The organism is Exiguobacterium sp. s56, assembly GCF_018618255.1.
In the GTDB taxonomy this organism is placed as follows: domain Bacteria; phylum Bacillota; class Bacilli; order Exiguobacteriales; family Exiguobacteriaceae; genus Exiguobacterium; species Exiguobacterium chiriqhucha.
On sequence record NZ_JACSLR010000008.1, the window covers coordinates 41,076 to 63,192 of the forward strand.

The 22,117-nt window shown below is 52.1% G+C and carries 25 protein-coding genes; 4 read left to right on the plus strand and 21 right to left on the minus strand.

Annotated elements, in window-relative coordinates:
• Nucleotides 1-76 precede the first annotated feature (76 nt).
• From KNP71_RS09005 to KNP71_RS09030, 6 genes are read right to left on the minus strand one after another with little or no spacing between them, the layout of a single operon-like run.
• Nucleotides 77-280, minus strand: a complete 204-nt coding sequence (locus KNP71_RS09005; RefSeq protein WP_114164953.1) for a hypothetical protein — start codon at nt 278-280, stop codon at nt 77-79.
• A complete protein-coding gene (locus KNP71_RS09010; RefSeq protein ID WP_214830524.1) occupies nt 270-776 on the minus strand; it encodes a QcrA and Rieske domain-containing protein in 507 nt (168 codons plus the stop codon). Before KNP71_RS09010 ends, KNP71_RS09005 begins: the two co-directional genes overlap by 11 nt.
• 20 nt (nt 777-796) lie before the next feature.
• Nucleotides 797-1,339, minus strand: coding sequence for a 4Fe-4S dicluster domain-containing protein (locus KNP71_RS09015; RefSeq protein ID WP_021068020.1), 543 nt, complete (start codon nt 1,337-1,339; stop codon nt 797-799).
• The gene (locus tag KNP71_RS09020; protein WP_214830526.1) at nt 1,336-3,582 is read right to left on the minus strand and encodes a molybdopterin oxidoreductase family protein; all 2,247 of its coding nucleotides are present in this window, start codon (nt 3,580-3,582) and stop codon (nt 1,336-1,338) included. The genes KNP71_RS09015 and KNP71_RS09020 overlap by 4 nt, the downstream gene beginning before the upstream one ends.
• On the minus strand, nt 3,575-3,862 hold the full coding sequence (locus tag KNP71_RS09025) for a hypothetical protein (RefSeq protein WP_021068018.1): 288 nt from the start codon (nt 3,860-3,862) through the stop codon (nt 3,575-3,577). Before KNP71_RS09025 ends, KNP71_RS09020 begins: the two co-directional genes overlap by 8 nt.
• Nucleotides 3,843-4,970 carry an MFS transporter gene (locus KNP71_RS09030; protein WP_214830528.1) on the minus strand — a complete coding sequence of 376 codons (1,128 nt, stop codon included), beginning with the start codon at nt 4,968-4,970 and terminating at the stop codon, nt 3,843-3,845. Before KNP71_RS09030 ends, KNP71_RS09025 begins: the two co-directional genes overlap by 20 nt.
• A 134-nt stretch (nt 4,971-5,104) precedes the next feature.
• Between KNP71_RS09030 and KNP71_RS09035 the strand changes: the two genes are divergently transcribed.
• On the plus strand, nt 5,105-5,476 hold the full coding sequence (locus KNP71_RS09035; protein WP_214830529.1) for a DUF3221 domain-containing protein: 372 nt from the start codon (nt 5,105-5,107) through the stop codon (nt 5,474-5,476).
• On the opposite strand, the gene modB is transcribed toward KNP71_RS09035, so the two are convergent.
• The 6 genes from modB to KNP71_RS09065 form a co-directional block, all read right to left on the minus strand.
• Complete coding sequence (gene modB / locus KNP71_RS09040) at nt 5,473-6,114, minus strand: molybdate ABC transporter permease subunit (RefSeq protein ID WP_214830530.1); 642 nt, start codon at nt 6,112-6,114, stop codon at nt 5,473-5,475. The two genes, KNP71_RS09035 and modB, sit on opposite strands and share 4 nt — an antisense overlap.
• A complete protein-coding gene (gene modA / locus KNP71_RS09045) occupies nt 6,111-6,842 on the minus strand; it encodes a molybdate ABC transporter substrate-binding protein (RefSeq protein WP_214830531.1) in 732 nt (243 codons plus the stop codon). Before modA ends, modB begins: the two co-directional genes overlap by 4 nt.
• Before the next feature lie 106 nt (nt 6,843-6,948).
• Nucleotides 6,949-7,656: an iron-sulfur cluster repair di-iron protein gene (gene ric / locus KNP71_RS09050; protein ID WP_021068013.1), complete on the minus strand. Its 708-nt coding sequence runs from the start codon at nt 7,654-7,656 to the stop codon at nt 6,949-6,951.
• Nucleotides 7,657-7,804: 148 nt separating this feature from the next.
• Entirely contained in the window at nt 7,805-9,085 is a 1,281-nt protein-coding gene (gene aceA / locus KNP71_RS09055; RefSeq protein WP_214830532.1) for an isocitrate lyase, read from the minus strand.
• A 66-nt stretch (nt 9,086-9,151) separates the two neighbouring features.
• Nucleotides 9,152-9,448, minus strand: a complete 297-nt coding sequence (locus KNP71_RS09060; RefSeq protein WP_021068011.1) for a hypothetical protein — start codon at nt 9,446-9,448, stop codon at nt 9,152-9,154.
• Nucleotides 9,445-11,637, minus strand: a complete 2,193-nt coding sequence (locus tag KNP71_RS09065) for a malate synthase G (protein ID WP_251132790.1) — start codon at nt 11,635-11,637, stop codon at nt 9,445-9,447. Before KNP71_RS09065 ends, KNP71_RS09060 begins: the two co-directional genes overlap by 4 nt.
• Nucleotides 11,638-11,820: 183 nt before the next feature.
• Between KNP71_RS09065 and KNP71_RS09070 the strand changes: the two genes are divergently transcribed.
• Both KNP71_RS09070 and KNP71_RS09075 read left to right on the plus strand, forming a co-directional pair.
• Nucleotides 11,821-12,267 (plus strand): MarR family winged helix-turn-helix transcriptional regulator, encoded by a 447-nt coding sequence (locus tag KNP71_RS09070; RefSeq protein WP_029596329.1) that lies wholly within the window; start codon nt 11,821-11,823, stop codon nt 12,265-12,267.
• Nucleotides 12,264-12,899, plus strand: a complete 636-nt coding sequence (locus KNP71_RS09075) for a nitroreductase family protein (RefSeq protein ID WP_214830535.1) — start codon at nt 12,264-12,266, stop codon at nt 12,897-12,899. Before KNP71_RS09070 ends, KNP71_RS09075 begins: the two co-directional genes overlap by 4 nt.
• A 36-nt stretch (nt 12,900-12,935) precedes the next feature.
• Here KNP71_RS09075 and KNP71_RS09080 read toward each other — a convergent pair whose 3' ends face one another.
• The 9 genes from KNP71_RS09080 to KNP71_RS09120 form a co-directional block, all read right to left on the minus strand.
• On the minus strand, nt 12,936-13,598 hold the full coding sequence (locus KNP71_RS09080) for an NAD(P)H-dependent oxidoreductase (RefSeq protein ID WP_214756437.1): 663 nt from the start codon (nt 13,596-13,598) through the stop codon (nt 12,936-12,938).
• A 17-nt stretch (nt 13,599-13,615) separates the two neighbouring features.
• On the minus strand, nt 13,616-14,227 hold the full coding sequence (locus tag KNP71_RS09085) for a class I SAM-dependent methyltransferase (protein ID WP_029596332.1): 612 nt from the start codon (nt 14,225-14,227) through the stop codon (nt 13,616-13,618).
• Nucleotides 14,224-15,231 carry an ABC transporter permease gene (locus tag KNP71_RS09090; RefSeq protein WP_214830537.1) on the minus strand — a complete coding sequence of 336 codons (1,008 nt, stop codon included), beginning with the start codon at nt 15,229-15,231 and terminating at the stop codon, nt 14,224-14,226. Before KNP71_RS09090 ends, KNP71_RS09085 begins: the two co-directional genes overlap by 4 nt.
• Nucleotides 15,228-15,902 (minus strand): ABC transporter ATP-binding protein, encoded by a 675-nt coding sequence (locus KNP71_RS09095; RefSeq protein WP_214830539.1) that lies wholly within the window; start codon nt 15,900-15,902, stop codon nt 15,228-15,230. The genes KNP71_RS09090 and KNP71_RS09095 overlap by 4 nt, the downstream gene beginning before the upstream one ends.
• 39 nt (nt 15,903-15,941) lie before the next feature.
• Nucleotides 15,942-16,670, minus strand: coding sequence for a GntR family transcriptional regulator (locus KNP71_RS09100; RefSeq protein ID WP_131471682.1), 729 nt, complete (start codon nt 16,668-16,670; stop codon nt 15,942-15,944).
• 80 nt (nt 16,671-16,750) lie between these two features.
• A complete protein-coding gene (locus tag KNP71_RS09105; RefSeq protein ID WP_029596336.1) occupies nt 16,751-18,175 on the minus strand; it encodes a glycoside hydrolase family 1 protein in 1,425 nt (474 codons plus the stop codon).
• 32 nt (nt 18,176-18,207) lie between these two features.
• Nucleotides 18,208-19,518 (minus strand): PTS cellobiose transporter subunit IIC, encoded by a 1,311-nt coding sequence (gene celB, locus KNP71_RS09110; RefSeq protein ID WP_058765536.1) that lies wholly within the window; start codon nt 19,516-19,518, stop codon nt 18,208-18,210.
• A 23-nt stretch (nt 19,519-19,541) separates the two neighbouring features.
• Nucleotides 19,542-19,886, minus strand: coding sequence for a PTS sugar transporter subunit IIA (locus KNP71_RS09115; RefSeq protein WP_021068000.1), 345 nt, complete (start codon nt 19,884-19,886; stop codon nt 19,542-19,544).
• A gap of 4 nt (nt 19,887-19,890) precedes the next feature.
• Nucleotides 19,891-20,187, minus strand: coding sequence for a PTS sugar transporter subunit IIB (locus KNP71_RS09120; RefSeq protein ID WP_021067999.1), 297 nt, complete (start codon nt 20,185-20,187; stop codon nt 19,891-19,893).
• Nucleotides 20,188-20,328: 141 nt separating this feature from the next.
• Between KNP71_RS09120 and KNP71_RS09125 the strand changes: the two genes are divergently transcribed.
• Nucleotides 20,329-22,113 carry a type I phosphomannose isomerase catalytic subunit gene (locus KNP71_RS09125; protein WP_165569425.1) on the plus strand — a complete coding sequence of 595 codons (1,785 nt, stop codon included), beginning with the start codon at nt 20,329-20,331 and terminating at the stop codon, nt 22,111-22,113.
• Nucleotides 22,114-22,117: the final 4 nt, after the last annotated feature.

The following is a 22,117-nucleotide window of genomic DNA, read 5'->3' on the forward strand; positions in this document are numbered from 1 at the left end:
ATTAAAGCTTGCCTTCATTCTAAACACAAACCCCCTCGAAACGCAATCAACATTTGGAAGCGTTTCAAGGGGAGGACTATTCTTTCGTACGATATTCAATTTTTTTCCAATATCGATATAATAAGCCGATCAATCCGACATTGATGACAGCGATGATCATATACAGTCGCATCGAGGCATGATCATACACCATGTAGCTCTCAATTGTATATTGCAAGAGTACCATGTTCGTCGCGAGCAACACGACCAGTCCGATTAAACTCCAACCGTTACGCCCCATGATGAATCTCTCTTCCGACCGCAAAGATTTTCCCATTCTCAATCTCAAGCAAAATTTTAGGGAGTTCCCGTTGTGGCGGACCCGCTTGCGGCTGTCCATCCAGACCGAAGTAGCCGCGGTGGCATGGGCAGAGGAGCACATCTTCTTCCTCTACATAAAACACAGGACACTGCAGATGTGTACATTTGTTGTTATAGGCGACGAACTCACCGGTCTTTAAATGAACAAGCAACGATGGTTCCGTACCCGGATATTCAAATTCGAGTGATTTCCCGCGCTCGAGCGCCGCGACCGTCGTGATGAACTGACGGTCGGTTCTCGGCTCGCTTCGAACGAAGGTCGCGATATTGAACGGGACCGTCGCGAGACCGAGCGCGATGCCGGCCCCAAACGTCGATTTGATGAAGGCCCGTCGGTTCAGTTTCACATCATCGGCCCGACTCAAGTTATCGACAAGTGCGGATAACCGTTCCCGCTCTTTTGAATCTTTCGACATAAGTCATCTTCCTTTCTGCCTCAGTCGGAATAGACGCCAAAGAATTCAGGGACGTAATTCCATTTATCGTCTTGTGAAGGTTTTTTTCCTTCAATCATGTTCATTTGAACGCGCTGACGACGCAGTTGCATCATCTCGTCATGGTCAATGAAACGAATCGCATCTGACGGACAAACTGACGCACACATCGGCGCGATATCATGTTTGGAACGGTCGTAACACATGTCGCATTTATACATCTTGTTCTTCTCAAAATCGAACTTCGGAATCCCGAACGGACAAGCGAACGTACAGTTCCGGCAGCCGATACATTTTTCTTCGGAAGCCGATAAGACGACACCTTCTGGCGTGATTTGAATCGCATTGGCCGGACACACTTGAGCACAAGCTGGATTTTTACATTGCATACAGATCATCGGGAACGTCTGACGGTTCTCCGAGAAATCGATATAGTCCACGTAGTTGCGCTCAAGTCCGTCATGATCGCCACATTCGCGGCAAGCCGCCTGACAAGCTCGACAGCCGATACAGCGTTCAAATTCTAAATACATGACTTTATTCATTTCGTATGAACCTCCTCATCCATGACGTGACAGCTCGTCGCAATCGCATGGTCCGCCATGAACGGTACGCTCGAACCGAGTGGCACCGTCAACGGGTTAATGTGTAGCGGCGTATTCGCCGGTAACTTCTTCAGTTGAACCGCACATACTTTGAACTCAGGCATGCGTGACATCGGATCGAGACACGGATTCGTCAATTGATTGATGGCGAGCTCTTTGCCCCAATGGTAAGGGACAAAGACGGTATCGTTTCGAATCGCCTTCGTCAAACGCGCCTCGACGACCATCGCTCCGCGGCGTGTCCGCAGTTCGACTTTGTCACCCGTTTGTAGGCCATAACTTGAGGCGAGCTCGGGATGAATCTCCACGAACGGCAATTTTGACATCGTGCTCAAGAAATCGACACGACGCGTCTGGTTGCCCGACAAGTAATGGAAGACGACACGGCCTGTCGTGAGCGTGACCGGATATTCTTCATTCGCATATTCGCCGGCCGGTCGATACGTGACGACGGGCAAATTCGCTTTCCCGTTTGCCGTCCCAAACCGTTCTTTGAACATCGTCGGTGTGCCCGGATGGTCTTCAGACGGACACGGCCAGAAGACGCCATATTCGTTGTCGATTCGTTCCCACGTGATTCCGGAGTAGTCGGCCGCTCCACCTTTTGTCGCGATGCGGAACTCCTCCCAAATGTCACGCGCCGTCTCGTACGGGAAGTACTGTCCGCGTCCCATCCGTTCAGCAATCCGCTTCATGATTTCCCAGTCTGGAAGCGAGTCTCCGAGCGGTTCGCGCACTTTCCGGATCCGAATGACACGTCCTTCTAGGTTCGTCGTCGTCCCTTCATCTTCGGCCCACGAACAAGCCGGCAAGACGACGTCCGCGAACTCGCAAGATTCTGACATGAAGAAGTCGCTGACGACGAAGAAATCGAGCTTATTGAAACTGTCCCACACGTACGGTAGGTTCGGTGCCGAGACGGCCGGATTCGAACACATGAGGTGCATCGCCCGAATCGTTCCCGCTTGAATCTCATCGAACATTTCGAATGCAGACACCCCTGGTTTTGGCATCTCAGAAGGATCGATGCCCCAGACACCGCTCACATATTCGACGGCTTTCGAGTCAGTTAACTTCCGGTAGCCCGGTAACAAATCGGCTTTTTGTCCATGTTCTCGTCCGCCTTGGCCATTCCCTTGCCCGGTCATCGTAGCGACACCCGAGGCGAATTTTCCGACCATGCCGCGCAGAAGTGCCATCGACGTGTAGAGCGAGACGTTGTCGACGCCTTTTGACTGTTGTTCGACACCACGGGCAAACAACATGACCGACCGTGGGCTCTTTCCGTAAATGTGGCCTGCCTTTTCAAGTTTTTCGATAGCGATTCCCGTCACGTCACTCGTCCGTTCGAGCGTCCAGTCACGGACCGACGCCTTCAACTCTTCGTAGTTATCGCAACGCTCATCCACATACGCTTGATCGACATAATCGTGTTCGACTAAAAAGTTGAGCAGTCCCATCGCAAGCGCCGCATCCGTCCCCGGTTTCAAATCGAGGTGGACATCGGCGACACGCGCCATCGGAATCTCACGCGGGTCGGCGACGATGATTTTCGCGCCTTTGTCCTTCGCTTTCCAAATATGCTGCGTCGTCGTCGGATGACATTCGGCGATATTCGAACCGGCGACAAAGAACGTGTCGACATGCTCGAACTCCGTCCACGGGAGCGTCGCCCCGCGGTCAATCCCGAGTGTCTTTAAGAAACCGCCGGCGGCAGATGACATACAGAAGCGGCCGTTATAGTCGATGAATCGTGTGCCGAGTGCGACCCGCGCATACTTCCCGACGAGGTAACATTTCTCATTCGTCATCGAGACGCCGCCGAAGACAGACACCGCATCCTTTCCGTGCTCTCGTTGAATCCGTTTAAAGTTCGCTTCGATCACGTCGAGCGCTTCGTCCCATGTCGCTTTCTCAAACTTGCCATTCCGCTTGATGAGCGGTGTGAGGATGCGGTCCGGATGCTCAATCGTTTGATAGGCCGTGACGCCTTTCGGGCAAAGCTTGCCTTTATTCACCGGGAAATCGTAGCGTGGTTCGACGCCTTTGACGGCCCCGGTCTTCTCATCGACCCGGATGTGCATGCCGCACTGCATCCCGCAGTAGCAACAATGGGTCGTAATCAGTTTCTCACCAGGTTTGATTAAGTTCTGTACTTCTGGCGACGTTAAAAAGTCACTCATCGTCTTCCCCTCCATAGAACGTCTCCGCTCTTCGTTTTGAAAATCCACTGACGTGATAGCCGTTAATCGTTTGAAGCGGATAATGCATCCCGTCACTTCCTGGCCGCCCAAGCGCCGAATCGAGCCGGGCCCGACGACGACAGGCGTGACAGAGGTCTTGGACCGTATGTGCCGCATCGACTTTCACGAGTTGGTCCGACCCTTCGAGCATTTGTTTCACTTGCTCGATTTCTTCAAGCGTCCCGGTCGGTTCTCCGCATTTAACGCACAGGTGTCTCATCTTTTGCCTCATCTTTCGTCTCCTTCGGCCGGCCGAACCCTGGCATCGACATGCCGGTATTCGTATCGACCGGGTGCGTCGACAACTGTCCATTCATCAAGTTCAACTGCATCTTCACACGCATCGAACGTCGACACGGTTGGCAGTAATCCGACAGCTGGGTCCCGTCACTGAGTCCGAGCTGAATCGTCTGTGCTTGTAAAATCGCTTGGACGTCCTCGACTTGATTGTCCGTTGCATAGCGTGTGCCACACCCAGCGCAGACACGCGTCTCATCCGCTTCGACTTCCCGGTAGTTCATCGGTACGCTGGCTGCCATCGGTCGGACCGGCAAGTGGAACAGTTTACCGAACGGGAAGTAGCATAAAAAGATGATGACGGTCAATTGATGGAACAAGGCGAGTTCATGATGAATGAAGCCGCCGAAGAATACGTACGACACGGTCAACAAGAGACCTGATACGGTGACGATGAGCAACATGAGGAGCGGTAAAATATCAAATTCGAACCGCTGTGTCACTTTCACGTCCTGGTCGTTAATCCGGCGATAGAGGGCCATGAGCACTCCGACGAGCAACATGAGCGCGGTGATGTTCAAGCCGTTATAGACAAGCTCGGCGAACAACCCATGCGCGGCCATTTTGATGGTCGGGATGTTGAAGACGACGATTTGATACGTCTCGATATCAATCAAATCAAAGCGCATCCATTGGAACGTCAAGCCGAACGTGATGGCGAACGACCCGAGGCATCCCCAGGCGATCAACATATGTTGGGTCCAGCGGTACCAGCCACGTTCCCAGATGAACTTCTGTAAGACGATGTTATTGACAGTTGTCGTGGCGACGGCTTTACTGGCCCGTTTCTTTTCTGCCTTCATTTGTTTGAGGCTCCGCTTCAATACTTGCGAAGTGGCCGGCCGTGCAAAGAATAACGTCAAACGAACGACCATCCCAATCATGCAAATGACGGCGGCGATATAGTAGCCGAACAACGCCATGTCCACGTGCTCAAATCCTGCCGACGCGACCCACGTAGAGAGCACCAAGGCTGTGAATCCTACAAACGACCACTTTGCAGCGGTCGAATAAAAATAACGATCGGACATATGTGTTCCTCCTTCTCTTTCCGAGCGACTTCATAGTTTCATCATAAAGATGACATCTCGACTTAACTGTTACTTTTTTCACAGATAAGCGATTCGAGACGTGACAGAATAATGAACGAAGGAGGCGTTCCCTTATGAAATCATCATTCAAAATCATGTTATTCCTCACCATCGCGGCCATGCTCGTCGTCTTTTCCATCGGGTTTGTCTTCGCTAACCGGGCGACGACCGAGCCAGACGTCGAAGGATATGTGATTGAAATAAATGAGTCTGACCGCACCGCACTCGTCATCAGCGGCATCACTGCAGAAGAGGCCACGCTCTCTCCTGACACTCTTTTCGCGCAAAGTGAACCGGAAGACGTAAGTTGGTTCAAGTTTCAAGTGAAAGCCACGTTCGAACAAATCGCTGTCGGGGACCACGTCCACATTTGGAAAAAGACCGGCCCAAGTATCTTAAATACTCCGAACCGGTCTTATGTGAAAAAAGTCGACGTGATTGACTAATATTGACGTTTGCCATAACGTTCACTCAGCCATAGGACTAAAAACGCCAAACCAACCAACCATCCACTCCAGATGAGCGCTTGCTTCATATCGCCGTTGATTGTCGCCATATAAATCGCAGTGGCAAGTGTCATCGTCTCGCCAGGAATGTTCCCGGCAATCATCATCGTGATCCCGAACTCGCCGATTGACCGTGCGAAACCGAGGACGAAGCCGCTCGTCAACGCGGGTAGCAGCAGTGGAATCGTCACGTAAGTGAACAGTTGACGCTCTGACCCGCCGAGCACGCGTCCGGCCTCATACCATTCTGCATCGAGTTGTTTGAGCCCGAGACGAATTGTTTGGTAGATGAGCGGAAACGCGGCCAAGGCGGACGCGATGACGTTCGCCTGTTTGGTGAACAAGATGGTGACGGGCAAGAACCCACCGATCCCGTTGTTCCCAAGGACAATCAAGGCGTATAGCCCGATGACTGTCGGCGGCAAGATAAGCGGCAGTAAGAACACTGTCTCCAGCAGCCGCTTTCCTTTAAATCGACGGTGATGCATGAAATAGGCCGCTCCGAAGGCAAGGACGAAGGCGCTCACCGTCGCCATCATCCCGACTTCGAATGTGAGTTGAAGTGGAGATTGCGTCATTTGGAAAATCCTTTCGCCAAAAAGTGAGCTTGAATCTCATCATCAAACAAACGCGCATAGATATCGCGGACGTATGGATCATGCGTTAAGCGAACTGCCGGATACGAAATCGCACCCGTCGCTTCAAACGGGACCGACTGAATCGACTCGATGTCCGTCGTGAGTTCCGTTTTATAAACGAATCCCGCATTGGCGTCACCTTGTTCGATGAGCGTCAGCACTTGTCTCACGTTTTGGGCGAACATGACTCGCGGCTCCACTTCCTCCCACACATCTTCCCCTTCGAGCGCCACTTTTGCGTAACGACCGGCCGGGACATTGATTGGATCACCGATGACGATGCGAGCACATGTATTTAAGTCGTCCCACGTCTCCGCGCACGGTTTCCCTTTCGGTGTTACGAGCCACAATTCGTTATGCAAGAACATATCCCGCTCTAGAATCGGGATTTGTAATCGGTCGACATCGTCAACGCTCGCGGCTAAAAAGATATCTGCCGGAGACCCGTGATTGATTTGTGCTCGCAAAGCGCCGCTCCCGTTCGTCACGACCCGAACATCAATCCCATCGAATTCCGCTTCAAGTTGTCGCTCGACCTCTTCCAAAGCCGGTCCTAAGCTTGCCGCTGCTAGGATGGTCACGGTGTCCTCCGAATCTGAACTCGACCAGACTTGACTTAGTAATAAGGCGACTGCCATCCCTATGATGACTCCACTCACCCGTTTCATGATTGATCACTCCTTTGCTTCTCTTTTATCGTAGCGATTGCTTCGCCTCCCATCTGTATCAAACGTCACAAAAATACACCCCTACGTCAGTAGAGGTGTGCCCTTATTAAGCGAACGTGCGCGCCCGCGGGAATAAAATGTTGTTCTCGAGATGAATATGTTCGAACGTATCCGATTCGAGCGCTTCTAACCGTTGATAGACAAGACGATACGTCCCACACGCACCTTCAGGCGGCGTATAGTCGTTCGTGATGTGCCGAAGCTCTTTCAAGATGTCACCCGCTGCTGCATGTTCTGACTCGAGCGAAGCCAAAATGTCATCAAGCTCCCGTCTCGTTTCAGCTGTCGGTGCCGTCTCATGACGAAGCAACGTCGGGAAGTCTTCCGTCTCTTCTTTGACGATATGTTGTTCAAGTTCCACTTTCAATTGATTGAACAATTGGTGAATGCGACCGAGGTGCGGATGATTTTGTCCGTGAACCCGGAACACTTTTGTCACATATGGTGTGAGCTGAGGCAATTCGTCCGTCAAAAACTGGTGATGCTTATAAATAATGTGCTCAATCAATTCCGAAGAAGAAGCGGCATCCCAATCGATGCTCTTCTCGTTCATCTCTTGCTTGCGTTGATAGAGCGCATTGACTTCTTCTAAAATATCTTCTGTCGACCGTTTCGATTTGTCAGTCGCTTCAGCGAGTGGTCGGTTGCCACCACAACAAAAATCGATTCGATTCCGTTTGAAGATGTCTGCTGCTTGCGGGCATTGTTTGACGATTTCAGATACGTGCGTATCGCCCGTGAATGTCTGTGTCATCTGTCATAACCTCCATATTCGTTTTGACATGTTTAGCGTAGCAAGAGTTTGACGACAAAAATGTGAAATACGTCACATTTAGGTGAACGGGATTGCCTCGTTCCAAATTTGGACACAAAACAGCCCCTCATTTTGTGAGGGGCGTCGATTAATGGGAAGGCGTTTCAAACTGCTCTGCCTCTGTCGATCCGGCCAGTGCCGTCGTCGACGACTGGCCTCCAGAAATGACGAGTGACACTTCATCAAAGTACCCGGTCCCGACTTCGCGTTGGTGACGTGTCGCCGTATAGCCATGCTGCTCCGCCGAGAATTCAGCTTGCTGCAACTCGGAATAGGCAGCCATCCCGCGGGCTTTGTATCCGCGTGCGAGTTCGAACATTCCGAAGTTGAGCGAGTGGAAACCAGCGAGCGTGACGAATTGGAACTTGTACCCCATCGCACCAATTTCTTGTTGGAACGTTGCGATTTCCTCGTCTGACAGCTTTTTCTTCCAGTTGAACGAAGGTGAGCAGTTGTAAGCAAGCAGTTTGCCCGGATATTTCGCGTGAATCGCATTTGCGAATTGGCGTGCCTCGTCCAAATCGGGCTCGGACGTCTCGCACCAGACGAGGTCGGCGTACGGTGCGTAGGCAAGACCACGCGCGATTGCCTGCTCGATGCCTGCCTCGGTGCGGTAAAACCCTTCCGGTGTCCGGTCACCGACGATGAACGGATGGTCGATTGGGTCGATGTCGCTCGTAATCAAATTCGCCGCGTGAGCATCCGTCCGGGCGACGATAATCGTCGACACCCCCATGACGTCTGCCGCGAGCCGAGCGGCAATCAAGTTTTTCACGGCCGTCTGTGTCGGTAGCAACACTTTCCCGCCGAGATGTCCGCACTTCTTCTCTGACGACAATTGATCCTCAAGATGGACACCGGCCGCCCCCGCCTCAATCATCGCCTTCGTCAGTTCGAACACGTTGAGCACACCGCCGAAACCGGCCTCCATGTCAGCGACAATCGGGGCGAACCAATGCGTATCGCCTTTTCCTTCCGCCGTTTGGATTTGGTCGGCGCGTTGAAGCGCCTGATTGATCCGTTTGACGACGCTCGGCACCGAATTGGCCGGATACAGGCTTTGATCCGGATACATATGTCCCGACAAGTTCGCGTCGGCGGCAACTTGCCAACCGCTCAAATAGATGGCCTCAAGACCAGCCTTTACTTGCTGGATGGCCTGGTTCCCCGTTAACGCCCCAAGCGCGTGGACGTAGTCCCGTTCGTGGAGTAACTCCCATAACCGTTCCGCTCCTTTTGTCGCGAGCGTATGTTCAATTAACACCGACCCCCGAAGTCGCATCACGTCTACAACTCCGTATGGACGTTCGACCCCAATAAATCGTTCCGACTGTATCATTTCCTCAACTTGTGCGCGTTGTTCGTTCATACCCATTCCTCCTGTATTATATTAATTTTAGATTTAATCGTTTGTTATATAACAGATGGTGCGTGATTAATCCAAGTATGCGCAGCACTCAAGCGCCGACTTGAAGGATGAGTGTTCCATGCCGCAGCAGCGACAGACGTTCTCTTCATCACGTTCTTCCGGTTTGCGGAACACGACGACTTCTTCGACTGGCTCTCTCATGATTTGGAGCGATCCGTCGGCCCGGTCTAGGACGAGGCGCATCAAATCGTTCCCGTAGACGAACGCCGTGTTCGCGAGCGTCGCTGTCGATTCCCCTGAGATGATTCGACGGACGACCCAACGTTCAATTAACTGTTCGCTTTCGATTTTTTTCGTTGTCATAATGATGCTCCTCCTTTTAAGTTCGGTTCTAATGTCACTTGTTGTAAAAACTGTCGACGGCGCCGGTGCAAAATCGGTTCCGTATATCCGTTCGGCGATTCGCCGCCTTCGAATACTAAATCTCGCGCCGCTTGATAGGCGATCGAACGCTCCACGTCAGGCGTCATCGGGCGATAGTACGGGTCCGACGCGTTTTGCGCGTCGACGACACCGGCCATCCGGACGAGCGTCGCTTCCACTTGCTCTCGACTACAGACGCCATGATACAACCAGTTGGCCACGTGCTGACTCGAGATGCGGAGCGTCGCCCGGTCTTCCATTAAGCCGACATGATGAATATCGGGTACTTTCGAGCAGCCGACACCTTGCTCGACCCAACGGACGACGTAACCGAGCAACCCTTGCAGGTTGTTCTCGAGTTCCTCGTTCACTTCCTCATCTGTATAGAGACGCGTGGCGAGTGGTACCTCGAGCAGACGCCCTCGCTCAGTTGCTGGATTAAACGAACGATTCGCCAACTCACGCTGAACGTCAAACGCATCGACTTGATGGTAATGCAGCGCATGAAGCGTGGCCGCCGTCGGGGACGGCACCCAAGCCGTCGTCGCCCCGGACCGGACATGATTGCTTTTTTCACGCATCATGTCGCGCATCCGATCGGGCATCGCCCACATCCCTTTCCCGATTTGCCCGCGTTGATGGAATCCTGCGTCAAGCCCGATCTGGACATTCAGACGTTCATAAGCATCGAGCCACTCCGATGTTTTCATCTCGCCTTTCTTGCGCATCGGTCCGAGCGTGAGCGAGGAGTGAATCTCATCGCCCGTCCGGTCGAGGAATCCGGTATTGATGAAGACGATGCGTTCCTTCACTTGCTCGATACAGTTCTTCAAATTAAGCGACGTGCGTCGCTCCTCGTCCATCACGCCGACTTTGAGCGTGTGACGCGGTAACTCGAGTACATCTTCAATCGCATCGAACAAGTCGTTCGTGAACGCGACTTCCTTAGATCCATGCATCTTCGGTTTGACGATATAGATGGAGCGTTCGCGGGAATTTCGTCTGGCATCAAGATGGCGGCTCGCGATGAGCGCAGTGAAAATCCCGTCCAAGATCCCTTCCGGTACTTCACGCCCTTCCGCGTCGAGCATCAAGTCTGTCGTCATCAAGTGCCCGACGTTTCGAATAAAGAGGAGCGATCGGCCCGGAAGCGTGACTTCACGCCCGTCTTTCCCGACATACTTCCGGTCAGGGTTCAACTTCCGAGTGAGCGGCCGACCTCCTTTCGTGAATGTTGCTTCGAGCGTCCCGTCCATCAGGCCTAGCCAGTTCGCGTAAAGGTGGACCTTGTCTTCCGCCCGAACAGCGGCAACCGAGTCTTCACAGTCGACGATGGCAGACAAGGCGGACTCGAGTTCGATGTCAATGAGCCCTGCTCGATCGACCCGTCCGATTGGGTGGTCCCGGTCAAACTGCAACTCGGCGTGAATCCCGTTATGGACGAGCAAGAGCTTATTCGGATCACTCGTTTCCCCGACATAGCCGACGAGACAATCGTCTTGAAACGCGATGCGGTTCCCTTCGATGATGGCGTATGGCCTGCCCTCTGACACGAGATAGCCGTTCGCTTCTTCGTGCGAGCCCTCCCGGAGCGGAAATGTATCGTCGAGAAACTGTTTGGCGTAGGCGATGACCGCTTCACCTCGGACTGGATTATAACCACTCGACTTCGTTTTCCCGTCCTCTTCGTCGATGACGTCCGTTCCGTACAAGGCGTCATACAGACTTCCCCAGCGGGCGTTCGCCGCGTTCAACGCATAGCGCGCGTTGTCGAGCGGAACGACGAGCTGTGGTCCGGCTTGCCTACTAACCTCTGAATCGACACCTGAAACGTCGATGCTGAAATCAGGGACGGTCGCTTCGATGTAATCGATGGACCGAAGGAAACGCTCATAGTCTTCCAGGTCGAAGGCTTGCTTGTGCTCGCTGTACCATTCCTGTAATAGTCGCTCATACGACTCACGTTCGTGAAGCAGTGACTCATTCCGAGGAATGAACTCATCGAGTAGGCGCCCGACCCCAGGCCAAAATTGTCGGTGCGCCTCTTCGTCAGGCAATATACGAGCCGAGATGAAGTCGAGCAACGTTTCATGTACGTGATAAGTACCTACTTGTTTGTAATGTTCCAAGCCGTCACATCCTTCCATTCAATTGTTATATATCAGTTGACTTTAATATAGACTATTATATAACAGTTTGACAACAGTTTTTTGAAACTTTTTATTTGCGATCTATTTCAAAACCGATTAGTATACATTGTGTGAGCTATCAATGATTGATTCATCAATTAGTTTTTTGAAGGAGGATACCCGATGCGCGACGCCTGTTCGCTCAGCGATGAGATTCTCTACCACGTCATCACCGTACAAAAAGAACTGGCCCAACTGTTCGATACGGAAATGGACGGGCTCAGCTCGACCCGCTTCGATATTTTGAGCAACTTGCATCACGTCGGCCCTTTGCGTCAGCGTGAACTGCAACAACGGGTCGGCGTCGATCATGCCGCCATCACGCGTCATTTGAAACAGCTCGAGACACAGGGCTTGATCACGCGCGAACGCTGCCTCCAAGACAATCGGGTCATCTTTGTCGATTTGACCGATGTCGGTCGGGAGCGGATTGCACATTGGACCGAGCAAAAGAAGTGCTTATCGGACCGTCTTTTTGTAAACATGAAGGTAGAGGAGCAACGACAGTTACTCGAACTTTTAAATACGTTACAAACCAACATTCAACATGAAAGGAAGACCCTTATATGAACACGACAACACAGAAAGACTTTATGGAAATCCTCAAAGGACGCCGCTCGATTCGCGTCTATGATGAGAACGTCAAAATCTCAAAAGAAGAGATGACACAAATCCTGGAGGAAGCGACGACGGCACCGTCATCACTCAACCTGCAACCGTGGCGCTTCGTCGTCATCGATAGCGCAGAAGGTAAAGACACACTCCTTCCGCTCGCAAGCTTCAACAAACGCCAAGTCGAGACGTCATCAGCCGTTATCGCCATCTTTGCCGACTACCAGATGGCCGATTACACACAAGAGATCTTTGATACGGCCGTCGAGCGTGGCCTCATGCCACCAGAAGTCCGCGACCGTCAAGTCGACATGATCAAAGACATCTTCAAAGACGCACCGAAAGAGTCTGTCAAAGACAGCATCTTGCTCGACTCGGGTCTCGTCGCGATGCAACTCATGCTCGTCGCCCGTGCCCACGGCTACGACACAAACCCGATCGGTGGTTATGACAAAGCGAACATCGCGGAAGCGTTCGGCCTCGAGAAAGAGCGCTACCTTCCTGTCATGCTCCTCTCAATCGGAAAAGCCGCGGAAGACGGTTACCAATCGGTCCGCTTCCCAATCGACCGCATCACCGACTGGAAATAAGCAAAAGCTCAAGCGCCTCGGCGCTTGAGCTTTTTTTCATCCGATGTATTTGACGACCTCATTAAAGTCACGGCGTGTCTTCGGCGCGAAGTCACGGGCCCGATGTCCGAATGCGACCATGACCGAGAGCGACCAGGCACCTCGTTCCATGACCCCTTCCGAGATCAATAATTCGTCAATCTCCGCTTGATTGAACCCTTCGATCGGACATGAGTCGACGCCGATCTGTGCGGCGGCCGTCATCATGTTGCCGAGCGGGATATACGTCTGGCGTTTAATCCATTCTTGGAACACACGCTCGTCGTCCAACAGTCGATAATCTTGTTCTTGGAACTCACGGACCCGTTTCACCCGAAGGGCGTACTCGTCCTCGGTCCGTCCTTGGACGTCCGTGACGATATGACGGATGTAGTCCGAGTCGTAGCGCATCGCTTCAGGCGTCCGCGCCAAGATCAACACGAAATGGCTCGCCGTTAACGCCTGTCCTTGGGCACCCCACGCGTGGTCTTTGATCTTCCGGAGCAAGTCTTCGCGACGAATGACGACGAACTGCCAAGGCTCGAAGCCGAACGAACTCGGTGATAAGCGACCCGTCTCCAGAATGAATTCGAAATCTTCCTCATCGATTTTGCGGTCCGCGTCGAACTCTTTCGTCGCTTGACGCCAACGATACGCATCTAAAATATCTTCTTTCTTCACGATGATCCACTCCCCATTTACCAAGATGACTCCATCATATCAAAACGATAAATAAGAAAGCGCTCATGGAGATTCTTTAACGGCAAGCGAACGTCCTGTACGTAGCGGAAAGGCGTCTCGTCATTCAAAAAATGTAAGTACTCATCGGCCGGATAATAGAGGATGAGGTCGACCGGACGCTGTGCGCGCTCGACCGACTCGATGATGTTCGCAACGACCTGCCGGAACACGTTCACCGAGAACGGGTTGAAGAAATAAAAGCGGTTCGCCTCAGCCGGCACCTCAAACTGTTCGGCGTAGCCGCGGACGAGCTGGACACTGCCACGCGTCCGGTGTTTCTTGGCGTAGTTCATCCAATTCTCAAGTGCCGCTTCGTGGAAGCCGCCATCCATTTCGATGCCAATGGCCCGAACTCGGAACGTATAGGCGAGATAAAACGGGAGGCGCCCTTTCCCCGAACCGAAATCGACGACCGTGTCCGTGGCCGCGAGCGGATAGGCGTCACGCAACAAGTCGAGCGCCTCATAAGGAGTCGGTTCATAGCGGTGGTATTCGGCCGAGGCCGGGAACCCTTGTTGCGGTTTCGCCGTCTCGATTTGAAGCAATCGTTCATAGTCTTGTTCAGTCATAAATCTGTCCTTTCTTGGATGGCGCGGAAAAATGGATGACGCTCCATCTCTTGTTTGAACGCCTGTCGTTCTTGCCACATCACATAGCCGACGTAGAGCGGGATGAGCAACTTGAACCAGCTCGGCACGAGGAGCATCCCTGTGACGGCAAGCGGGATGAGACGTAGCCATAAGTTCCGATGACGCGGCGTCCGTATATAGAGTAAGATGGCCGACGTACGCCGGGCGGTCCCAAACCGATTCGGTCTCGGTCGATAGAGCGGACGCTTGCGCCGGCTCGGCTTCTCGATGGCGCCCGACGTGGATAATAATGCCCGGTCAAAAGCGGTACGCAGCGCCTCACTACGTTCGAGTTCTTGGCTAAGAAATGGATGACGCGTCACCCACCCCTCTCCCACATATATCGCAACCGCCACGAGGCCGCTGCCGAGAACGACCGCCCCTAAAGGCGAATCGCTGAGGAGCGCATACATACAAACGAACGTCACACACGTGACCGTAACTCGTAACATCCAATGGCTGCGCCGGACCGTCAATTGATAACGGATCCACGTATGAAGCCCGGTCAAAAACAGGAGGCTGATCCCGAATGCGAATATAGAGGCAACGGACCAACCGTCAAGCCAAAGCACGGGGATGAACATCAATAGGACAAAGAGGAGCGTTGAACCTAGTTTGATGGCGTGATAAAGCAACGAATCGTGCTTCAACCTGCGAACCAAAGAACGTTTGGCCACCAGCGTCACGTCCGCCCGTTCGACCCAGACGAAAAACTGATTTCTAAGGAGTACGATTCCAATTCCAAGCGCCCAAACGAGCGTCGGCACCTGACTCACCCCCTCGATTTCGCCTTGCCAAAGCAATCGGTATTGATACCCGAGAAAGATGGCGAACGGAATGACGCCGTACAGAACGACTGTCCAATCCAAGATGAGCCGCCACGTCTTCCACTGCTTGGTCACATGGGTGCGGACACGTCTAGCAAACAGCTGATGTTCATTCATCGCATAACCACATCTTCCATCATATCGAACAGCGACTCGCCTTCGGTTTGCAGGCTGAGACGCAATTCATCTTTCGTCCCACTTGCGAGCATGCGTCCGTCATCGATCCAGACGAAGCGGTCGCATAACCGCTCTGCCGTATCGAGGACGTGGGTGACGAGAAGCACCCCGGTACCTTGACGACGTTCCGCTTCAAGTAAACGAAGCAACTGGATCGTCGTCGTCACATCGAGTCCAACGAACGGTTCGTCGACAAGGAGAAACTTCGCTTCTTGGATGAGCGCCAAGAGGATCATCGCTTTTTGCTTCATCCCTTTTGAGAACGAGGCGATATAGTCGTGGCGAACCGTCTCGAGCCGAAACAACCGGATCAGTTCTTCCGTCCGCTCACGATTATCAACGTCCGTCAATTCCAACACGAGAGCGATATGTTCCTCGAGCGTCAAATAATCATAGTAAACCGGTTGCTCGGGGATATAGGCGTAGCGGTCGATTTTCACCGTTCCACGCATCCACGGGATTGTTTCGGTGAGACAGGCGAGCGTCGTGCTCTTCCCGGCCCCGTTCGACCCAATCATCCCGACGATTTCGCCCGGTCGGACCTCAAATTCGATGTCCTCAATGACCGACTCACCGCGTTCATACCCGGCTTGTTCAATGTGAACGTCCATTCGAACCTCCTTCGCAAAAAGTCGCCTTTTCAGGCGACGTCATCGAACGATATTGACCGAAGAGAAAACGAACCTGTCATAGCGGTGCCGGGCGAATGAATATTCGAACGGCTTCCCGTTACTCAAGTAAACGACTTGTTCGACTTCGATGATTGGGTCGGTAATGTCATTCTTCAAGTAGCGTTGGTCGTACTCGTCAGGCTTGTCGGCTCGAATCATCTTGTGTGAACTCGTGATCGTGTAACCGAGCTCCTGTTGGATGTAGCTATAGACCGACTTCTCTAAAATTTTACGCGACAGTCCTGTAATTAGATTGGCGACCATGTACGTCAATTCGATGACATACGGCTCTTCGTCCACATAGCGGACACGACGAATCTCATAGACTGGTTCCGTCAGCTCAATCATCAAATGGTCGGCGACTTCCTGGGTCGGGAACTTCACTTCGAAATCGAGCACTTCACTGCGCAAACTGCGGTCGCCGATGACTTGCGTCAATCCTCTCGTCTCTTTACTGATGATGTTGATGCGTTCTTTTTGGAAACTGGCCGGCAAGATGAACGTCCCTTTGCCACGCTTCCGATAAATCAAGCCTTCCATCACGAGAATTTCGAGAGCGCGCTTCATCGTCATACGGCTGACACCAAATTCTTCTGCCAATTGAATCTCATCTGGGAGCGGTGTTTCGAGTTCATAAGCCTGTTCATTGATCCGATGCCGAATCTCATCCGCAATCGATTCATATTTTGGTTTTTTCTTTGTAGACATATTCCACCTCATGTATAGACATATACAAATAATATATCAAAAAAAGCTGACAAAGAGTAGGTCCTTGTCAGCTTTTCCTATTATTCTGTAAATCCATGATTGGTAATCACTTGTTTGAACCAGTGACCAGACTTTTTAACGGTCCGCTCTTGGGTCGCCAAGTCGACACCGACGAACCCATAGCGGTTCTTATAGGCGTTGCTCCATGACCAGTTGTCCATGAACGTCCATAAATGGTACCCTTTCACGTTCGCACCTTCTTCGAGCGCCCGATGCGTCCATTTCAAATGCTCGCGAATGAAATCGATCCGGTAGTCGTCTTGGACGCTGCCGTCGGTGTCACGGTAACGTTCTTCTCCTTCGACGCCCATCCCGTTCTCAGAAATGAAACACGGGATGTTACCGTAGTTGTCTTTCAAGTTGATCAAGATGTCATAGACGCCCTGCTCATAAATTTCCCAACCACGATACGGGTTCATCTTGCGACCCGGCATCTCATAGAAGTCGAACAAATTCTCGGGTAGGAACGGCGCATCAGGATTCGGTAGCGACGCCTTTGCCTTGACCCGACGCGGTTGATAGTAGTTGATGCCAAGGAGGTCGATCGTATTCGCCCGAATGAGATCCAAGTCTCCAGGTTGCATCTCCGGCATCGCGCCTTGTTCCTGTAACACGTCGACGAGTTCTTCAGGGAACGTCCCGAGCACGGACGGGTCCAAGAACGAGCGGTTGAAGATCGCGTCGGCCAAGCGTGACGCCTTCAGATCGGCCGGATGTTGGCTGCGCGGATACGACGGCGTCAAATTCAGGATAATTCCGATTTGACCGGCCTGTTCCCGCTCCCGGTACGCCTGAATGGCGAGCGCGCTCGATATGATCGAATGGTAAGCGACTTGAACGGCACGCTTGAAATCGACGACGTTCGGATAGTGGAAATCGTACAAATAGCCGCCTTCGACCGGTACGATCGGTTCGTTATGGGTGAACCATGTCGTCACACGGTCTCCGAAAAGTTCGAAACACGTCTTCGCGAACTGTACGTAAGCGTCGACGACGTCACGTGACTCCCAGCCGCCTCGGTCTTGAAGCGCCATCGGCATGTCGAAGTGATACAAGTTGATGAACGGCTCGATGTCATGATCGATGAGGCAATTAATCACATTGTTATAGAACGTGATCGCCTCTTCATTCACCTCACCGACGCCTTCTGGGAATAGACGTGACCACGAGATTGAGAAACGGAACGTGTTATGTCCGAGCTCCTTCATGAGTGCGATGTCTTGCTCGTACAAATGATAGAAGTTAGACGCCTCCGTCGCGCTGACGCCATTGAAGAATCGGTTCGGCTGTTGCATATACCAATAATCCCAAATATTTAAGCCTTTGCCTCCCTCAAACGCCGCACCTTCCATTTGCGTCGCCGAAGAGGCCGTCCCCCACCAAAAATCGGTCGGGAATTGATAAGTCACTGCTGCTGATGTTTTCGTTTCTGTCGGGTTCGTCATAAACTTTCTCTCCCTTATTCTCTATTTCTCATTCATACCGCTTCGTCTTTATGGTTAGCGGCTTCTTCCTGTTCTTTCTTCAAGTTCAAACGGTCAATAAATTTAAGGAATGGGAACCAGACCGCCAAGATGATCAAGAAGTTGACGAGTTGTAGCAAACCTCCGGCAAGTGAGTTCGTCGCCATCATCCCGCTGATGAACATCGGGACGGTCCAAGGTACCGCGACCCCTGTCGGCGGCGGGACGAGCCCTGTCGACATCGCAAAGTAAGTGACCGTGACCGTGATGAGTGGGGCGACAATCCACGGAATCATGATGAGCGGGTTCATGACGATCGGCAGACCGAAAATGACCGGTTCGTTGACGTTAAAAATCCCTGGTCCGAGTGACAGTTTCCCGATTTGTTTCAACTGCTTCGATTTCAAGAACAACAAAATCGCTACGATGACGGCAAGCGTCGAGCCGGAGCCACCAAGGCCGACCGTATAGATTTCGACGAACTGTTTACTGATGATGTTCGGCACATCTCCGGTCGCCGTGTACGCGTTCAAGTTTTCAAGCGACAACGTATTCCAAATCGGATCCATGACCGAGTTGACGATGACTTGTCCGTGCAACCCGAAGAACCAGAACAATTGGACGAAGAAGATGGCGATCAACGTTGGGACGAGACCGTTACCCAATTTAACGAGCGGCTGTTGCACGACGTTGAAGATGACGTCATGTAAGTTCGTATTGAACAAGCTCGTCACACCAATGTTGAGGAGCAAGAAGACTGTGAGCGTCAACAAGGCCGGAACGAGCGCCGAGAACGACTTCGCAACCGCCGGCGGTACGCCGTCCGGCATTTTGATCGTCCAGTTCTTTTGAACGACGAATCGATAAATCTCACCTGAGAGGAAACCTGTAATCATGGCGAGGAACATTCCTTTGGCGCCAAGACGATCAAGCGGGAGGACGTTACCGACCGCTTCTGTCATTCCTTCGACTTCAATGAGGAACGGTGTCAACAAGAGGAACGATACGAGCGAAATCGCCCCACCGAAGACGGCTTCGACGTTGTAACTTTTCGAAAGATAATAGCCAATACCGAAAACGACGAAGATTGACATGATTCCCATCGTGGCCGATGGGGCGTTACCGAGTGACGATTTGAACGCATTCAGCGTCCCTTCCGACATGAACTTGTCTAAGAACGGCAAGTTGGCAATAACGACGACGATTGAACCGAACATGGTAATCGGGAACGCGAGCATGAACGCATCCCGTAATACTTGCAAATACCGACTGTTGTTCAAGTAAGTCGCCATCGGCATGAGCAACTTGCTGATCAATAAGAACATTTTGTTGTCCTGTGACATAGGATTCACCCTTCTTGATTAGGATTTACAATCTTTTGCTCCATCATCTCGATCAGGCTTGCCGTCAAATCGAGCATCGTCTGAGTCGACATGAGATGGTCTTCGGCGTGAAGGAGCAACAGTGACATGTCCGTCTTCTCCCCGTTCGCCTCTTTTTGAATTTGACCGAAGTGCGTCTGATGCGCTTCTTTTAACTGTTCACGTGCTGTCGCTAGCTGCGCTTCAAACGCTTCGTAGGAACCGTTCTTATACGTTTGGATTGCTTCTTGAATCGTGCTCCGAGCGTTCCCGCTATGCAAAATCATCATGAACGCCATCTGTTCTAACGTTAACTCTTCCGTTCCTTCCATGACCTCACCCCATCAATTTGATTGCTTGCTCATACGCTGCTTTCCCATTCGCCGTTCCGTAGGCCATCATGTCGATGACTTCGACCGGCTTCGATGTTTGCGCTTTCAATTTATCGAGCAAAAAGCGCATTTGCGGTCCGATGAGGATGACGTCCGCTTCTTCCATCTCCTTACCAACCTGGTCTTGACCGACTGCCCAAATTTTCGCTTCGTCCCCGATTGACGCCGCGTGCTGTTGCATTTTCGTGACGAGCAGGCTCGTCGACATTCCTGAACTACAAGCAAGTAATACCTTCTTCATGTTCGACCACTCCTTTTTTGAAATCGTTTACAACTTTTATTATACACATGATTAATTTCATGTCTATACTTGATTTAAAGTTTGTTTAGTTTTTAAATTTAAAAGTGTATACGATAATAAATGAGAGTGAGGGAATTGACGATGAAAATCATCCCGTTACAGCCGCATTATCAATATCGTCTTTGGGGAGGCGACCGCTTAAAGCGTTTTGGTTTTTGTTTTGATGAAGTCTCGATCGGCGAAGCATGGACCGCCTCGGCGTTGCCGCAAGGCAGTTCCGTCGTGTCTGCCGGATCGCATATTGGGACAACGCTAGACGACCTTTATGCCACGCATCCAGAACTGTTCGGCATTAACTCACCTGTATTTCCGTTATTGATCAAGTGGATTGACCCGAACGATGATTTATCGATTCAAGTGCATCCTGATGACGAGCTCGCGCAGTCGCTCGAGGGTCAACCGTATGGAAAGAATGAATGCTGGTACATCCTCGACGCGCCAGAAGGGGGAGAAATCATCTACGGGCATACGTTCGAGTCGAAAGAGACGTTACAACAGGCGCTCGAAGCTGGTGATGTCATGTCCGGTTTAATTCGAAAACCTGTCAGCCGCGGCGATTTTTTATACGTGCCGGCCGGGACTGTCCACGCTTTGACGAAAGACGTATCTGTTCTCGAGATTCAACAAAGTTCGGATACGACGTACCGTCTCTATGATTACGGACGCACTGAACCGACGACGGGCCGCACACGTGATCTCCACGTCAATCAAGGTACCCTTGCCTCCTTCGCACCCCATCTCGACTATGTGGAACCTGCCCTGTCACTGGATCATTTCCGAACGCAGTTGACGCGCAATCCGTATTTCTTCGTCGAAAAATGGACGATCGAACGCGAAGAATCCGTCTCGACGGACACGTTCCGTTTGCTCTCGGTCGTCGAAGGGACACTTGAGATTGACGGTTCGGCCTTCGAGATCGGTGCGACGTTGCTTTTGCCAGCGGGTCAGTCATTTCAGTTAGACGGAACGGCCACGTGCCTCGTCACCGGTGTATCCTCTCCAACGAAACAAAAAGCCCGCATCGGCATCGATTTGGGCGGCACAAACACACGAATCGCCGTCGTGTCGACAGAAGGGCGTCTCGAGAAACAATATAAATTGAAGACACAGCCGCACCTTGCGCTCGACACCTTGTTGAACCAAATCAAGCTTGCCGTCGAACGATTCCAACTCGAATATGACATCACGCACGTCGGCATCGCGGCACCGGGTCCGCTCGACTTAAAACGAGGTGCGTTCTTGACCCCGCCGAACCTCCCGAACTGGCACCATCAGACAATCGTGGAGCCGCTATGCACTCTGCTCGGCCTACCTGTCACGTTAGAGAATGATGCCAATGCGGCAGCGCTCGCCGAAGCGAAATTTGGGGCTGGTCGTCATGTCGACTCCGTCTTTTACGTCACGGTCAGCACAGGTATTGGCGGCGGTTTCGTCTATAAGCAAAATTTGATTAGCGGGGCTCATGGTAGCGCCGGAGAAGTCGGCAATATGATCATTCGTACGGACGGACCAGCACATCCGACGCTGAACGTCGGAGCGCTTGAGACGCATGCGAGTGGAACGGCACTTCACGAACGTGCCCGCACTAAAGGAATGACTGATTCGATGACGCTTTTGACAGACGAAATCGAACGCAGCACGTTCGTCGAGGATTTAGCGACCGGTCTCGCCAATATCATCCACACGGTCGATCCTGACGTCATCATTCTTGGAGGAGGCGTGACGGCTTCGGCTCCGTTATACTGGAATCAGTTACAAGACGCGGTCGCGATGCGAGTATACCCTCATTTGAGAGGAGCGACCCCCCTCGTCCTGCAGCAACTGCATGGCGACGCTGGCGTCATCGGGGCCGCGTTCTTGCCATAAGGAG

What these genes read in the sequence shown, in the direction of transcription:
- KNP71_RS09005 (WP_114164953.1), bottom strand. Translation starts at nt 280, where the DNA reads ATGGGGCGTAACGGTTGGAGTTTAATCGGACTGGTCGTGTTGCTCGCG.
- KNP71_RS09010 (WP_214830524.1), bottom strand. Translation starts at nt 776, where the DNA reads ATGTCGAAAGATTCAAAAGAGCGGGAACGGTTATCCGCACTTGTCGAT.
- KNP71_RS09015 (WP_021068020.1), bottom strand. Translation starts at nt 1,339, where the DNA reads ATGAATAAAGTCATGTATTTAGAATTTGAACGCTGTATCGGCTGTCGA.
- KNP71_RS09020 (WP_214830526.1), bottom strand. Translation starts at nt 3,582, where the DNA reads ATGAGTGACTTTTTAACGTCGCCAGAAGTACAGAACTTAATCAAACCT.
- KNP71_RS09025 (WP_021068018.1), bottom strand. Translation starts at nt 3,862, where the DNA reads ATGAGACACCTGTGCGTTAAATGCGGAGAACCGACCGGGACGCTTGAA.
- KNP71_RS09030 (WP_214830528.1), bottom strand. Translation starts at nt 4,970, where the DNA reads ATGTCCGATCGTTATTTTTATTCGACCGCTGCAAAGTGGTCGTTTGTA.
- KNP71_RS09035 (WP_214830529.1), top strand. Translation starts at nt 5,105, where the DNA reads ATGAAATCATCATTCAAAATCATGTTATTCCTCACCATCGCGGCCATG.
- modB (WP_214830530.1), bottom strand. Translation starts at nt 6,114, where the DNA reads ATGACGCAATCTCCACTTCAACTCACATTCGAAGTCGGGATGATGGCG.
- modA (WP_214830531.1), bottom strand. Translation starts at nt 6,842, where the DNA reads ATGAAACGGGTGAGTGGAGTCATCATAGGGATGGCAGTCGCCTTATTA.
- ric (WP_021068013.1), bottom strand. Translation starts at nt 7,656, where the DNA reads ATGACACAGACATTCACGGGCGATACGCACGTATCTGAAATCGTCAAA.
- aceA (WP_214830532.1), bottom strand. Translation starts at nt 9,085, where the DNA reads ATGAACGAACAACGCGCACAAGTTGAGGAAATGATACAGTCGGAACGA.
- KNP71_RS09060 (WP_021068011.1), bottom strand. Translation starts at nt 9,448, where the DNA reads ATGACAACGAAAAAAATCGAAAGCGAACAGTTAATTGAACGTTGGGTC.
- KNP71_RS09070 (WP_029596329.1), top strand. Translation starts at nt 11,821, where the DNA reads ATGCGCGACGCCTGTTCGCTCAGCGATGAGATTCTCTACCACGTCATC.
- KNP71_RS09075 (WP_214830535.1), top strand. Translation starts at nt 12,264, where the DNA reads ATGAACACGACAACACAGAAAGACTTTATGGAAATCCTCAAAGGACGC.
- KNP71_RS09085 (WP_029596332.1), bottom strand. Translation starts at nt 14,227, where the DNA reads ATGACTGAACAAGACTATGAACGATTGCTTCAAATCGAGACGGCGAAA.
- KNP71_RS09090 (WP_214830537.1), bottom strand. Translation starts at nt 15,231, where the DNA reads ATGAATGAACATCAGCTGTTTGCTAGACGTGTCCGCACCCATGTGACC.
- KNP71_RS09095 (WP_214830539.1), bottom strand. Translation starts at nt 15,902, where the DNA reads ATGGACGTTCACATTGAACAAGCCGGGTATGAACGCGGTGAGTCGGTC.
- KNP71_RS09100 (WP_131471682.1), bottom strand. Translation starts at nt 16,670, where the DNA reads ATGTCTACAAAGAAAAAACCAAAATATGAATCGATTGCGGATGAGATT.
- KNP71_RS09105 (WP_029596336.1), bottom strand. Translation starts at nt 18,175, where the DNA reads ATGACGAACCCGACAGAAACGAAAACATCAGCAGCAGTGACTTATCAA.
- celB (WP_058765536.1), bottom strand. Translation starts at nt 19,518, where the DNA reads ATGTTCTTATTGATCAGCAAGTTGCTCATGCCGATGGCGACTTACTTG.
- KNP71_RS09115 (WP_021068000.1), bottom strand. Translation starts at nt 19,886, where the DNA reads ATGGAAGGAACGGAAGAGTTAACGTTAGAACAGATGGCGTTCATGATG.
- KNP71_RS09120 (WP_021067999.1), bottom strand. Translation starts at nt 20,187, where the DNA reads ATGAAGAAGGTATTACTTGCTTGTAGTTCAGGAATGTCGACGAGCCTG.
- KNP71_RS09125 (WP_165569425.1), top strand. Translation starts at nt 20,329, where the DNA reads ATGAAAATCATCCCGTTACAGCCGCATTATCAATATCGTCTTTGGGGA.